This is a genomic window from Azotosporobacter soli (assembly GCF_030542965.1).
Classification (GTDB): domain Bacteria; phylum Bacillota; class Negativicutes; order SG130; family SG130; genus Azotosporobacter; species Azotosporobacter soli.
In genome coordinates this window covers 1-13,271 of the sequence record NZ_JAUAOA010000019.1, presented here as the reverse complement: position 1 = coordinate 13,271, position 13,271 = coordinate 1, and the positions used below count along the sequence as shown (strand labels likewise).

General features: G+C 50.4%; 15 protein-coding genes. 9 read left to right on the top strand and 6 right to left on the bottom strand.

Annotation, left to right across the window (positions count from 1 at the left end):
- Positions 1-5: 5 nt before the first annotated feature.
- Together QTL79_RS14010 and pssA are read left to right on the top strand one after the other, a co-directional pair.
- Positions 6-1,883 (top strand): ATP-binding protein, encoded by a 1,878-nt coding sequence (locus tag QTL79_RS14010; protein ID WP_346355591.1) that lies wholly within the window; start codon positions 6-8, stop codon positions 1,881-1,883.
- Complete coding sequence (gene pssA, locus QTL79_RS14005; RefSeq protein ID WP_346355590.1) at positions 1,870-2,391, top strand: CDP-diacylglycerol--serine O-phosphatidyltransferase; 522 nt, start codon at positions 1,870-1,872, stop codon at positions 2,389-2,391. Before QTL79_RS14010 ends, pssA begins: the two co-directional genes overlap by 14 nt.
- A gap of 58 nt (positions 2,392-2,449) precedes the next feature.
- On the opposite strand, the gene QTL79_RS14000 is transcribed toward pssA, so the two are convergent.
- Positions 2,450-2,800: a hypothetical protein gene (locus QTL79_RS14000; RefSeq protein WP_346355589.1), complete on the bottom strand. Its 351-nt coding sequence runs from the start codon at positions 2,798-2,800 to the stop codon at positions 2,450-2,452.
- Positions 2,801-3,016: 216 nt separating this feature from the next.
- Between QTL79_RS14000 and QTL79_RS13995 the strand changes: the two genes are divergently transcribed.
- Positions 3,017-3,256: a hypothetical protein gene (locus QTL79_RS13995; RefSeq protein ID WP_346355588.1), complete on the top strand. Its 240-nt coding sequence runs from the start codon at positions 3,017-3,019 to the stop codon at positions 3,254-3,256.
- 157 nt (positions 3,257-3,413) lie between these two features.
- Positions 3,414-5,204: a MutS-related protein gene (locus QTL79_RS13990; protein ID WP_346355587.1), complete on the top strand. Its 1,791-nt coding sequence runs from the start codon at positions 3,414-3,416 to the stop codon at positions 5,202-5,204.
- A gap of 10 nt (positions 5,205-5,214) precedes the next feature.
- Here QTL79_RS13990 and QTL79_RS13985 read toward each other — a convergent pair whose 3' ends face one another.
- Entirely contained in the window at positions 5,215-5,547 is a 333-nt protein-coding gene (locus QTL79_RS13985) for a winged helix-turn-helix transcriptional regulator (protein WP_346355586.1), read from the bottom strand.
- 153 nt (positions 5,548-5,700) lie between these two features.
- Between QTL79_RS13985 and QTL79_RS13980 the strand changes: the two genes are divergently transcribed.
- Together QTL79_RS13980 and QTL79_RS13975 are read left to right on the top strand one after the other, a co-directional pair.
- Complete coding sequence (locus QTL79_RS13980; RefSeq protein WP_346355585.1) at positions 5,701-6,339, top strand: flavodoxin family protein; 639 nt, start codon at positions 5,701-5,703, stop codon at positions 6,337-6,339.
- A gap of 127 nt (positions 6,340-6,466) precedes the next feature.
- Positions 6,467-6,877, top strand: a complete 411-nt coding sequence (locus QTL79_RS13975) for a hypothetical protein (RefSeq protein WP_346355584.1) — start codon at positions 6,467-6,469, stop codon at positions 6,875-6,877.
- A gap of 62 nt (positions 6,878-6,939) precedes the next feature.
- Here QTL79_RS13975 and QTL79_RS13970 read toward each other — a convergent pair whose 3' ends face one another.
- The 4 genes from QTL79_RS13970 to QTL79_RS13955 all read right to left on the bottom strand — a co-directional run bounded on the left by QTL79_RS13970 (position 6,940) and on the right by QTL79_RS13955 (position 10,542).
- Complete coding sequence (locus QTL79_RS13970; RefSeq protein WP_346355583.1) at positions 6,940-7,836, bottom strand: serine hydrolase; 897 nt, start codon at positions 7,834-7,836, stop codon at positions 6,940-6,942.
- 23 nt (positions 7,837-7,859) lie between these two features.
- Positions 7,860-8,957 (bottom strand): dipeptide epimerase, encoded by a 1,098-nt coding sequence (locus tag QTL79_RS13965; protein ID WP_346355582.1) that lies wholly within the window; start codon positions 8,955-8,957, stop codon positions 7,860-7,862.
- 260 nt (positions 8,958-9,217) lie between these two features.
- Entirely contained in the window at positions 9,218-9,556 is a 339-nt protein-coding gene (locus QTL79_RS13960; protein ID WP_346355581.1) for a DUF3870 domain-containing protein, read from the bottom strand.
- Between the two features lie 29 nt (positions 9,557-9,585).
- A complete protein-coding gene (locus tag QTL79_RS13955; RefSeq protein ID WP_346355580.1) occupies positions 9,586-10,542 on the bottom strand; it encodes a phenylacetate--CoA ligase family protein in 957 nt (318 codons plus the stop codon).
- A gap of 161 nt (positions 10,543-10,703) precedes the next feature.
- On the opposite strand from QTL79_RS13955, the gene QTL79_RS13950 reads away from it, so the two are divergent.
- The 3 genes from QTL79_RS13950 (at position 10,704) to QTL79_RS13940 (ending at position 13,082) form a co-directional block, all read left to right on the top strand.
- Entirely contained in the window at positions 10,704-11,210 is a 507-nt protein-coding gene (locus tag QTL79_RS13950; protein ID WP_346355579.1) for a DUF134 domain-containing protein, read from the top strand.
- A gap of 244 nt (positions 11,211-11,454) precedes the next feature.
- Positions 11,455-11,991, top strand: a complete 537-nt coding sequence (rbr, locus tag QTL79_RS13945; RefSeq protein ID WP_346355578.1) for a rubrerythrin — start codon at positions 11,455-11,457, stop codon at positions 11,989-11,991.
- Positions 11,992-12,089: 98 nt separating this feature from the next.
- Positions 12,090-13,082: an LCP family protein gene (locus QTL79_RS13940; protein WP_346355577.1), complete on the top strand. Its 993-nt coding sequence runs from the start codon at positions 12,090-12,092 to the stop codon at positions 13,080-13,082.
- Positions 13,083-13,271: the final 189 nt, after the last annotated feature.

Below are 13,271 nucleotides of genomic sequence, written 5' to 3'. Positions count from 1 at the left end.
AAAAGATGCTGGAAACTGCAAAGCGGCTTGATGAAACGGACGCCGGAAAGTACTGTCTGCTATTAAACGAAATAACGGCGATAGCGCTGCAGGGCATCCAAGGCGGCGACGAATCGATTCGCAGTGCTATCGGACGCTTAGGGCGCGGCATTGGCGTTGAACGAATCGGTCTGCTGCTTTTTTCAGCGGACGGGCTTAGCGCGCGAAGGCGCATCTACTGGAGCAGTGAACGCTGGCTTTACGATGAGGGGGATGAGTTTGTTTCGCTGGCGGAATACCCGTGGCTGATGCGCCAGTTGCGAAATAAAGAATGCGTGCTGGTCGCTGATACGGAAAAACTTCCGGCCGCCGCAGGCAATGAACAGGAGTATTTTCGCCAACATGGCATCCGTTCTTTTGCGGCACGTCCTTTAACGGAAGCGGTGACAGGGCGGACAGGCGGCTTCTGGCATTTTGACGCTACGGCGGAAAATGCCAGCTTGGCATGTACGATGTTTGAAAGCCTGCAGCCTTTCGAAACGGCTCTGCTGGCGATGCTGCAACTGAAAGAAGAGGCGGAAATGTTGCGACAGGAGGTCGTTGAAAAAAATCTTCTGTTGAACAACACGGATATTCAAATGTGGTATATGCTGAATCCGACGATTTACGGAAGTGCGAATGCGGCGCATGCGAAATTTTTCGGCAAGACCTGTGAAGAAATGGTGCATTGTCAAATTTATGCGATCTATAGCCTGGCGGAAGCGAATGCATTGGCTGAGATTGTGTTAAGCGTCTTCAGCGGCAAGCGGCAGATCGTGAAAGAATTAGCGATACGTAACCATCGCCATCGCGAGCGTATTCTCTTAATATCGTTCACGCCCAGCTTTACAGAAACGCAAGAGGTCGACCATGTAATCTGTTCGGCGCAGGATATAACGGATTTGAAAAAAATGAAAAAGGTAATTGAAGCAAACCGAGAACTGCAGCGCGAGGTTGCTGAACGTGTTTTGGCTGAAGCCCGACTGGAAACCGCCTATGCCGAACTGAAAAATGCACAGATGCAAATCGTGCAACAGGAAAAAATGGCGTCGATTGGTCAGCTGGCCGCCGGTGTGGCGCACGAAATAAACAATCCGATGGGATTTATCATCAGCAACCTAGCGTCGTTGCGCGAATACAGCGCGACGCTCGTTTCGTTTATTGCATTGCAGGAAGAGAGTTTGGCGGAGTCTGCTAAGACATCGGCGCATCAAGCGGCCGTCTGTCAGCGGGTCGCTGAAGCAAAACGCGCGCAACAAGTGGATTATATTGCACAGGACATGGCGGAACTGGTGCAGGATATGGAAGACGGCGCCAATCGCGTCAAAACGATCGTACAAAATCTGCAGGGCTTTGCGCGCACGTCGAATAAAGGAGAAGGTGATGCCGATCTTAACGAGGGCTTGGAGAGTACGATCCGTCTTATTTGGAACGAATTAAAATATAAAGTGACGCTGAAGAAAGAATTGGGCAGCCTTCCGTTGGTGCGTTGCAATCCGGGGCAACTGAATCAGGTGTTCATGAATATCTTATTGAATGCGGCGCAGGCCATTGAGACGCAAGGTGAAATAAAAGTGAAGACCTGGTCGGAAAGCGACAGCGTGTTTGTTTCGATCAGCGACAATGGCGCAGGAATGCCGCCGGACGTGCTGGCAAGAATCTTTGAACCGTTTTTCACCACTAAGGATGTAGGACAGGGAACCGGTTTGGGTCTTAGCGTAAGCTATGCGATCATCAAGGAACACGGCGGCGGCATCGAAGTCGAAAGTGAAGTGGCGAAAGGAACTACGTTTACCTTGCAGATTCCCCTTGGCAGGGCGGAAAGCATGAGAGAGAAAGGCGGCGATGAGGATGGGCGTCTTTAAAAAGAGCTGGTTGCCGAATTTTTTTACGTTTTCGAATCTTGCTTGCGGCGTAGTGGCTGTGATGCTGCTCTTTAAGGCGGAGTATCGCTGGGCGGCTTTTTTCATCCTAGTCGCGGCGTTAGCCGACCGGTATGACGGCAAGGTCGCGCGGTATCTAAAGATAGACAGTGCGATCGGCAAGGAACTCGATTCGCTGGCCGACCTGATCTCCTTCGGTTTGGCGCCTGCGGCGCTGGCCTTTCAACTGCACGATCTGCTGCAGTGGGGCATGGGCGGATATGCCTTGGTCATCTTATTTCCGCTTTGCGGCGCATATCGTCTGGCCCGTTTTAACGTCACACCGTTTGACGGCGCGTTTTACGGTCTGCCGATCACTTTTGCTGGCTTGTCGTTGGCGCTGTATTGCCTGCTCGGCAGCTACTACCCGTTGCCGCCGCCGCTGACCGCACTTTTGATGCTTACCTTGTCCTACTTGATGGTCTCCCGGCATCGGATTCAAAAGATGTGAATAAAGAAGGCCGCCGCCTTTTGCTTTCGCGAAAGGCGGCGGCCTTCTTCATTAAAACTTATTGATAACTGGCGTCGCCATTGCTTTTTAACGTAATGACGGAGATTTTCTTCAGGTTGAAATCGGAATAGACGCGGCTGGAGCCATCGGCGAGAACAGCTTTAAGATCCCAATGCGCTGCGCGGTCGCCGTTGTTAAAGGTAATATGAACGTTTTCATCGTTGCCGAGCACATCGACACCGAGCACATCTTCCTGCCAGTCGTTGCTGCTGGCTGGCGAAACGTAGAGTTCACTGATCGGCTGACCGGTTTGGTTCACCAGCGTAAAATCTTGTGCACCGGCAAACGCGACGCTGCAGGAGAGAAGCAGACTGAATGTCAAAACAAATAAGATGGACCATTTTTTCATAACAAGCACCTCCATTTTTTATTAATCTCAGTGTAGCAGAAAAGAAACAGGGAAATTATAAACAATAGTTAAACTTTTCCGTTTATTGGGAAAGAGCAAGAATAGGCAGCTTTTTTATCTGCTTTTCCATTCTTAGGCAGGAAAAGCAGGAGCGTTTGGAGAACATGTAGGAACGGAAAAATGAGTTTTAAGCAAGCGGGAAAGGGAGACGGAGCTATGACGGAACTGGAAAAGCTGAAAAATATAAAAGAATTGTTCAAGCGGCGCGAAGGGGCGGAGCGCTCGCCAGAGATGCCGCTCGCGGCAATGAGCGAACGGTTGCAGCAATTAACGCAGGAAATGACGGAACTGGAAGGCGAGATTGACGAACTGGAAGGGCAGCTGCAGCAGCGCAGGGCCAAGTTGAAACAGTGTTTTTCGCAGTGGCACGATATTGTGCGCGAGGTCATGTCATGAAGAAAATAAAGAAAAACGGGTCAGTTTAAAAGTAACGCGCTTTTGAACTAACCCGTTTTCGTTTTTTTAAGCGGAAAGGCTGACGGCAGTAAAAGGGGTTTAAACCTGCGCAACGAACATACTACCATAACGTAAAAAAAGAAATGGTGAGAAGAAAATGAAAGATAGATTGGAAAAATGGATCGCGACGGCTACAAACGAGGCTACAGAGCTGCAACGGGCGGCTGATCGGAGCAGTAACTGGCGCTTGTTCAGCATCTTGCTCGGGATTGGCGGGGGCGGTTGGCTTTGGTGGTCTGGCTTGCATGAAATTGGGTGGTTGGCAGCTTGTTCGGCAGGTCTTACTTTTATCCTTTTGGTTAGAATGCATCGCAGGCAATTATTGGCCTGGCGACGGATACAATGCGGTATTACACTGCAGCAAAGACTGGCGGCACGGTTAAACAATGCTTGGATGGCGTTTCCCGATGATGGTACTGAATTTATGGCGGCGAAGCATCCGTACAGCAATGATTTGGATTTGTTTGGCCCTAAGTCATTATTTCAGTGGCTGAATGCGACAAGTACCTATTATGGTCGTCAACGCTTGAAGGACCGTTTGGCGTATCCTGAAAAAAATGCGCAGTTGATTCGGGCCCGACAAAATGCGATACGGGAATTAAGCGGTAAGGAAACGTTTTGCCACGAATTTAGTTGCGATGGATTGTTGTTTGCCGGTGCGCATGATCCGGAAGAATGGTTGCAATCCATTGACGGAAAACCTTCACTTTGGGGTTGTTATGCTCGAACGTTTTTTTATTTCTTGCCGTTCATCACGCTTGTTTGTGCGATGCTGGCGGTTTTTGAACAGAAATCGGCTGCAACGTTATTGTCGTTATGCGTACTTGCGCAGTGCGCCGTTACGCTGTTTACAGCGAAGAAAAATTCTTCGCTGCTGCTGACGGTGCATCGTTTTCGGGCGGCGATTAAAGGCTATGAGAAAATGATTCGGCGTATTGAGGCGGAACCATTTGCTGCTGATGAGTTGCTTCGTCTGCAAAGTCTTTTCCGGCGCAGCGAGGGCACCGCGTCCGGGGCGATTCAAAAGTTAGATCGCATCTTAGAAGCGGCCGATTTACGCTATAATTCCATCAGTTACGTGTTGCTGAACTTTACGTTGCTTTGGGATTGCCACTGCACGTTGGCGCTTCAGCGTTGGAATTTACAACATGGAGAAGCGGTGCGCGCTTGGCTGGAAGGAATCGGAGAGTTGGAAGTTTTGATTAGTCAGGCTAACATTGCTCGAATCCAACCGCGCTGGACGTTTCCACAGATCAGAGAAGACGGACCGGCGATTGAGGGGGAAGCGCTCGGACATCCGCTGATTAATTCAGTGCAACGAATCTGCAATGATGTAAGCCTTAGCCAGGGGGTGTGCGTGATTACCGGATCCAATATGTCCGGTAAAACGACCTGGCTGCGTACCATTGGCGTGAATTTGGTTCTGGCCTATGCCGGCAGTCCGGTTTGCGCGACGCGCTTTGCATGTTCAATGATAGACTTATGGACGTCGATGCGTTTGCAGGATGAACTGGGCAGCGGCATATCGACTTTCTATGCGGAGTTGCTGCGCATAAAAGACATTATTGAGCATGCGAAAAAAAAGCGGGACATGATTTTTCTCATTGATGAAATTTTTCGCGGCACCAATTCACATGACCGTATTCAGGGTGCGGTAAGCGTGTTGAAGTCATTGCAAAAAAGTTGGCTGATCGGTTTGATTTCCACACATGATCTGGAGCTTTGCCAACTGGAACGCGAAGAGGGTATCCAGGCGGTGAATTATCATTTCCGTGAAGAATACCGGGATGGAGAAATTCTGTTTGATTATAAGATGCGCGAAGGCTCTTGTAATAGCAGCAATGCGAAGCAACTGATGAAAATGGTCGGCATTGAGATAAGTGCATAACCGGATGTGTTCAACGGGATTCGCCGGCGATATAGGAATCGCTCCAGTGTTGCAGGCTGTTGAGGATTGCAAATAATTGAAGGCCGACGGGCGTAAGGCGATATTCGACGCGCGGCGGCACTTCCGGATAGGAAAGGCGTTCCACCAGGCGGTCGTTTTCCAGTTCGCGCAGTTTCTCGCTGAGAATTTTTTCGCTGATGCCCGGCAGGGCGCGCTGCAGTTCGAGAAAGCGATAGGTTCTGTCGTTGAGATGGCAGATGATCACGGCTTTCCATTTTCCTTTGAACAGGCTGACGGCATAGTCGAGGCTGCACAGGTAGGTTTGCTGTCCGATCGTGAGCATGGGCAGACTCCTTTCGTTATTATGATGGGTATGCTTACGAAATGGTAAGCCGATTACTAAAAAGTGCGTACTTGCGGCAAATCGGTTTCTACTATAAATTAGGGCAAGAGAGTGAAAATCCTGCTGCGGCAGTAGATAAGAGGGGGATATAAGATGAAAGTAATCGCCTTTAACGGCAGCCCGCGCAAAGAGGGCAATACCTACCAAAGTTTGCAGAGAGTCGGCGTCGAACTGGAAAAGGCCGGCATCGAATTTGAAATCGTGCAGATTGGCAACAAGACGATCCGCGGCTGTGTGGCGTGCGGCATGTGCGCAAAGAATCAGGATGAACGTTGCGTCATCGCCAATGATGAAGTGAACGAATACGTGCAGAAAATGAAGCAGGCGGACGGCATTTTGCTCGGTTCGCCGGTTCACTACTCCGGCATCGCCGGCACGATGAAATGCTTTTTGGACCGCGCTTTTTACGTGGCGGGCGTCAACGGCGGATTGTTGCGTCACAAGGTCGGCGCGTCTGTCGTCGCGGTTCGTCGTTCCGGCGGCGTGGCGACATTTGACGGATTGAACCATTATATCAACTACGCGGAAATGATCCTGCCGGGCTCGAATTACTGGAATGTGATTCACGGCACGGCGCCCGGCGAAGCGGCGCAGGATGAAGAGGGGCAACAAATCTTGCGCGTGCTGGGCAAGAACATGGCCTGGATCATGCGCGTGCTGGAAGCGGGTAAAGGGCGCGTTGAAGAACCGGCGCAAGAGGGCAAGGTGTTCATGCATTTCATCCGCCCTTAAGGTCCGAAGCGGACGCAAAGCGAGACTTTGTTAAGTTTCTTAAGCGTTATCCGGCGACAAATGGATTGACACGCTCTTTTTCGCGTACGATAATTAAGAGGACAGCGTATGTGCGGAGGTAAGAGTCATGATCATAAAATCAACCAGCAGCAGCTTGATGAATTCGCCGAATTCGCATCCGGAGCAGAGTTTTGTCCGTTCAGATAAGGCGATGGAAAAGCGGCTGACGCAAGCCCGCATCAACCAAGCGGCGGTCGAACAAGAAAAGCAAGAGACGCAAAACACTGCGCCGCTTCAGGATACGGGATCGGTCGGGTTTGAAAAACGGCTTGCGATCTCGGTCGATAACGAGCATTATAAATTGCAAATTTCCCGTGACGGTCTGGCGCTTCAGCAGGCGGAGCAGGCGAGCGCCAGTGATGCTGCGCAGCAAGAGGCGGCAAGCGAGTGGAAGGTGCAGGGCGCAAAGCAGATGGCAGCCGGTGCTTCGCTGACGCCGGCCGAAATGCGGCAAAAAGGCGTGACGCGCGTGCAGTAAAGCGCTGCGTTGCATGGGGTAAAGAAAAGAGCGCAGTCCGAAAACGGACTGCGCTCTTTTCGTCAGCGGCCGATTTTGTCGTAGATGGCCAAGGAAAGGGAGGACATGTCATACATGACGTGCGCTTCATCCTTTATGTTTTCTGCCATGAGGCAGAGGATGTAATCCCCTTTCTTGCCGTAGACGATGCCGCAATCATAATACATGCCATCGAGCTGGCCGGTCTTGTGCGCGATCTTCAACTGATGCGGCAACTGGGCCGGAATAATCATATTGTCTTCCTGGCGCTGCATGATCTCGAGCATCGCCTGATCGCTTTCCGGATCGAGGCATTGCAACGCATGCAGCTTTTGCAAAAGAAGAGCGATGTCGTTTACCGACGTATAGTTTTGCCGTCCTTTTTTGACCGCTTCAAAGTCCATCATTTTGCGCTGTAAAATCGTTTCACTGCAACCGAGCTGCTGGATCATGGCGTTGATGTTTTCCATTTTAAGCTTGTCGATCAGGATATTGGCGGACGTATTGTCGCTTTGCACAATCATCAGTTCGACGATTTCTCCGAGCGAGAGAATCGTTCCGTCGGGCAGATTGTATACGGAACCGCCTTCAACGGCATTAGCATGGCGGATGATGATCGGTTCGCTAAAATCCAGTTTGCCTTGCTGCTTTTGCTTGAAGGCTTCAATCATGATCGGAATTTTAATCAAACTGGCGGAAGCCATTTTGTGCGAATTGAACACGATGGGTTTGCTGTTGTCGCCGAGTGCTTGCACGTAGACGGCATATTTCGTCTTCTTTTCTGCCGGAACCGTCTTGATCTGATTGGTCAGCCAGGTCGAAGAAAATGGTTCTGCGGCGGCGCTGGCGATGTTTGGCGAGAGAAGCGCAAAGGCAAAAAGCAAAAGGAAACACGCAAACAGTGAAACAGCCGCTAATTTTTCAAGCACGATTTTTTCCATACTGATTCTCCTTTTTTAGTGATCTAGGATCCTTTTATTTCCTGCCAACCGGCAATCTCCGTGATGCCAAGCCCGGGCGCATCGGAGAGCAGGATCTTGTTTTTTTCAAAGCGCACGCCTCCGACGACGGGATCGGCGGCCAGCAGCACGGCCGCGTCCAAATCGCTCTTGCCGATGATCTGCTTGCCGGCGGCGAGGCTGGCGGCTGCTGTAATGCCGACCTTGCTTTCCAGCATGCAGCCCATCATGCACTGAATGCCCATTGTCTCGGCTAAGTGAGCGATTTTGAGCGCGTTATGCAGTCCGCCTGCCTTCATCAGTTTGATGTTGATCAGGTCGCAGGCGCGCATCGACAAGAGGCGAAAGACTTCGTGACAGCCAAAAGCCGATTCATCCGCCATGATGTTCGTCTCAACGTGATCGGTCACGTACTTGAGTCCTTCAAAATCATGCGCCTTCACCGGTTGCTCGATCAGTTCGATATCCAGTCCCGCGTCTTCGAACTTTCGAATGGTGCGGACTGCTTCCTTGGGCGTCCAACCCTGGTTGGCGTCGAGTCGGATCTTGACGGAGTGCCCGACTGCGCTGCGAATCGCATTGACCCGCTTGACGTCCAAGTCGGCATCGGTGCCGACCTTCAATTTTAGTTCTGTGTAGCCAGCGGCGATTGCCTCCAGCGAATCCCGAACCATTTCCTCCGGATCGTTCACGCTGATTGTTAGGTCGGTGGTTAGTGTGCTGCGCAAACCGCCAAACAGCTTATAGAGCGCAATGCCGTGACGTTTGCCGAACAGGTCGTAAACGGCAATGTCGACCGCCGCTTTCGCCGACTGGTTATGCAGCATCGAAGCGTCGAGCAGCGTCATGATGCCTTCGAGGTTGTCGATATCCATGCCGATGAGTTTCGGCCCGATCGTGTCGCGAATCGCTGCAACGACGGAATCCTGGCTGTCGCCGGTGATCACCGCGGTGGGCGGCGCGTTGCCGTAGCCGATTTCGCCGCTGTCCGCAATGACTTTAATGATAATGTCTTCCGCCGAAGTGACTTGGCGTAGCGCGGTCTTGAACGGTTTTTTTAAAGGGATGCTGATTTTACCGATCTTGATGGAACTGATTTTCATGACCTTACGTCCTCCCTGCTTATTTTGCTGCTGCGTGCATGCGGGGGCGCTGTTGTTGCAAAAACAATAAAAAAATCCAGCAAGAGAAGGCCTTCGCAGGAAGGCTTTTCTTGCTGGGTTTTATTTGCGTTTACGTTTGTTTATCAGCAAGCGTACAGGCAAACAAAGCAGCAGCATATTTTACTTTCTAAGGATAGTTGTTTCGCGCTTCCGGCAGGAAATCCTGCAAACTGCGTTGGTTTGGTTATTGGCAAACGCAGTCAGGCAAGATCGACCTGCAATCCTTTTTGAATGCAGGCGAATTTTTTTTGCGCATCCTTGTAAGCGACGATGATCGCCTTTTGCGAAGAAGCGAAGTAACGGCGTTCTACTTCCTGTTTGATTGCGACCGGATCATCCGAGAGGCTTTTGCCGATGAAGAGGCTGCTGATAAATGCGGCGGTCGTAGGAAGGGTCGCCGAGGGGGCGCAGTCAATGATGACGCCGCTTTCCTGTTGAACGACAAAGCCGATGAAGAATTGTCCATACTGCATCGTGATCGGATTGTCTTGTTGCGTTTTTGCATTGCCGACGACGTAGAGCGTATCTTTTTCAAACATCTTGCGAAGTCACTCCTTTCAGATTTCTTTTAAAAGTGCAGGCGGGGCGTAGTTCTGCCGCAGGAACAAGGCGGAAGATCAAGCGATGCCTCTGTGCCGGTGCGATAACGCAGCAGCGGCGCTCCTTCGCGCGACAGGGTCGTTAAAACCAATTCCCCTCTTTCGCCCGGAGCGCAAAGAGAGCCGCTAGAAAAATTGACGATTTCCGGATAAAAATGATCATCCTGCACATGAAGTCCGGCCTGCGCATGACAGGCCGAAGCGATGCCGCAGGGCAGAAGACTCTCTGCGCCGTACATTTCGTAAAGCGGCGCCTGAAAATCTTGCTCGAGCGTTTGACGCAAGTTTGGCGGACAAAGCAAAGCCGGGCTGAATAGATTCAACAGCGAAAGTTCATGCGCGTCGAAACCGAGTTCGCGCAGGCAATCCGCGAGCTTCAACATGGAAGAAGGAGCGGAGAAGAGCGTCGTGACGCCGTAATCAAAGATTTGTTTAATCGATGTTTTGACACTAGCATGTTGGCTGACGATGACCGTTGCGCCAATCGCTTCGGCCGCTTGCTGCACGGCAGATACCAGTGCCAGTTCCAATTCATCTGCCAGAAGAAGGAGAACAGAAGAGCGGGTGACGTTGCAGGAAATGAGGCCGCGCGCGATCATTTCCAGTTGGTTCGTCAAATCATCCTGGGTGAGAGCGACGGCGCTTTGGCCGTCTTTTCTTGCCTGAAGACGCGCGATGCCGCTGAGCGGCAGCGTCAATAAACCGAATGGATGATTGGCGATCAGATCGGCGTCCGTCAAAAAAGGAAGTCTTGCAAAATCGCGGATCGTCTGAAAAGACTCCGGCGTCAGCTGCAGAGCGTGCAGACGGTCCTGATAAAAAGTGGTCTTCTTGTAAGCGCGCTCGATGATGGCTTGCAATTGTCGTCCCTGAGCCGCGTCACGTTCCTCGAAGGAACGGGTTTCGATTTTTTCATTTACAAACAAGGGAAAGACCTCCTATCGCGATACGTGTTTCAGAATAAGCGTAGCACATTATACAGGGTTTTGTGAAAAGAAATTGCTATGTTTTACGAAAGTAATTCTTGTAAAAAAGAACGAAGTGGACTATACTACAAATGAGCATATGCCCAAATGGAGGTGCAAATTTGGCAAGACAACGTTGCTGCGGCTGGGTCGAGGAAGAACCGATCTGCCGAAAGTTCAGCGCCGAGGCCGGTGCGGATACCCTGCCTGTCAATTTGCAGGTCGAAGAGTTGGAATCGTTGCGTTTGAAAGATTTGGCGGGGATGGACCAAAACGCAGCCGCTAAGACGATGGGATTATCGCGCGCAACCTTTCAGAGGATACTGCAGACGGCTCGGCAAAAAGTGGCCATGGCCCTGGTGAATGGGCAAGGAATTATAATCGTAGGAGGGTCTTATATGATTAAGAATCGTAAATTTGAATGTCAAACGTGCCAACATGTCTGGGAAGTGCCGCCTTGCAGCGAAGGCGGCAAGCACGGTTATGAAATCGCCTGCCCGGAGTGCGGCGGAATGAAAAAAATCAAGCTGGGCGAAGATGGCGCAAGGCATGCTTGCGTAGGCGGCCATCACCATGGTGAAAGCGGGCATCAGCACGGAAATGGCGGCGGATGCTGCGACCACTCGTAACAAACGCGCTATGCCAAGAAAATGAGAGAATAAGCTGCTTCGTGCTTGCGCGAAGCAGCTTATTGCTATCCATAAAGAAATAAGTGGCCAGGAACGGCAAAAGAAGAAGGTGTGAGAAAAATGTCGATTTACGAATTTTTATGCGAAAAAGCGTTGACAAAGAAAAGGAGCAGAACTATACTACTAATAGATAATAATTATTGATTAAAATCTATATTGAAATTTATTGCAGGAGGGTTTTTCGATGAATTTAAAAGGAACAAAAACAGAAGCAAACTTATGGGCGGCTTTTGCCGGTGAATCGCAGGCGAGAGGCAAGTACACTTATTATGCGGCGCAGGCGAAACGTGAAGGATTGAATCAGGTGGCGGCTTTCTTTGAAGAGACCGCGCATAATGAACAGGAGCATGCAAAGCTTTGGTTCAAAGCATTGCATGATGGAATGCCGACGACCACGGTCAACCTGGAAGACGCCGCCAATGGCGAAAACTATGAGTGGACCGATATGTACGCTAACTTTGCTAAAGTCGCCAAGGAAGAAGGCTTCGGCAAACTTGCATATCTCTTTGAAGCAGTCGGCGAAATAGAAAAAGAACATGAAGAACGCTATCGCAAACTGCTGGCGAACATTAAAGAAAATAAAGTGTTTGAACGCGAAGAAAAGCAAGAGTGGCACTGCCGGAATTGCGGTCATATCCACATTGGTAACACAGCACCGGATGTTTGCCCTGTCTGCGATCATCCTAAAGCGCACTTCCAAATCCGCGCAATCAATTTTTAATTTTAAAAGAGGCCGGCATCGATTTAATTTGATGCCGGTCTCTTTTAAAATCTGTTATAATGACTGATGTTATAACAAATTGATGTGGGGTCGTAGTGATGAATAAATGGCGCTATTTACTATATGTAGGAATTGCTTTGAGTGTGTTTGCGACAAGTTGTGTGGCAGGCTTCGTGTTGACGCCAGATCCGAAGGCGAATGCAGCAATGGAGAAAAATGCGGCAGCGCAGTATGCATTGCCGCCGCATGCCAAGATCAACATCTTGATTTTAGGCATTGATGAGCGGCGTAATGATATTGGACGTTCCAATGTGACTTGCCTGATGACGATAGATACCGATGCGAGGACGGTCGCGATGCTGTGGGTGCCGCGCGATAGCCGCGTCAAGATTCCGGGGTATGAGTGGAATAAGATTGGACATGCTTATTCCTATGCAGGCCCGGAGTTGGCGCGCAAAACGGTCAGTGAATTGCTTGGCGTACCGATTCACTATCATCTGGCGGTCAATATGGCGGGGTTCAGCAAGATCATCGACACGGTTGGCGGCGTTGATTTGGTCGTTGATCGACGCATGTATTACAATGACCCGTATGATGTAGGAGAGGTCGATAATGACGGCCTGATTGACCTAAAGCCCGGTGCGCAGCATATGGATGGAAATCTGGCGCTTCAATACGTCAGGTTCCGTCATGATGAGATGGGAGACATCGGGCGGATTGAACGGCAGCAAAAATTCATCAAAGCGTTCATGCTGCAGTTGGTCAAACCGCAGATTCTTGCGCAAGTCCCTGCGCTTGCACAGGTGGTGAAAAGCAATGTGCAGACCGACATCCCGGCGAACATGTTCTTGGCGTTAGGCGGCGTGATTGGCGATGCGTATAAGAAGGGCATTGCGACGGAGATGGTAAGCGGTCGCCCGGTCTACATTAGAGACATCAGTTACTGGTTACCGGATATTACCGCGATGCGTCAACAGGTAAGCCGCATACAAGGCATTGCGCAAGATGAACGGTATCAGGCATACAGCAGGCAATTGATTAAAGAACAAAGCGATTCCGTGGCGGGTTTGCCGATGATAGATGCACCATAAAAAAGTTGAAATAGAAGCAGGAAAAAGGTTGACAATGATGGTGCGTAAGTGTTACCATAAATAAGTCGCCAAACGGCGGCAGCAACTGAAAAAGAAAAACGGAAACAAGTAGTTGACATGGTTCGAGTGACTGTGCTAAACTAATGTTCCGGCCGCGAAAGCGGTGGTGCTCCTTGAAAACTGAACAAT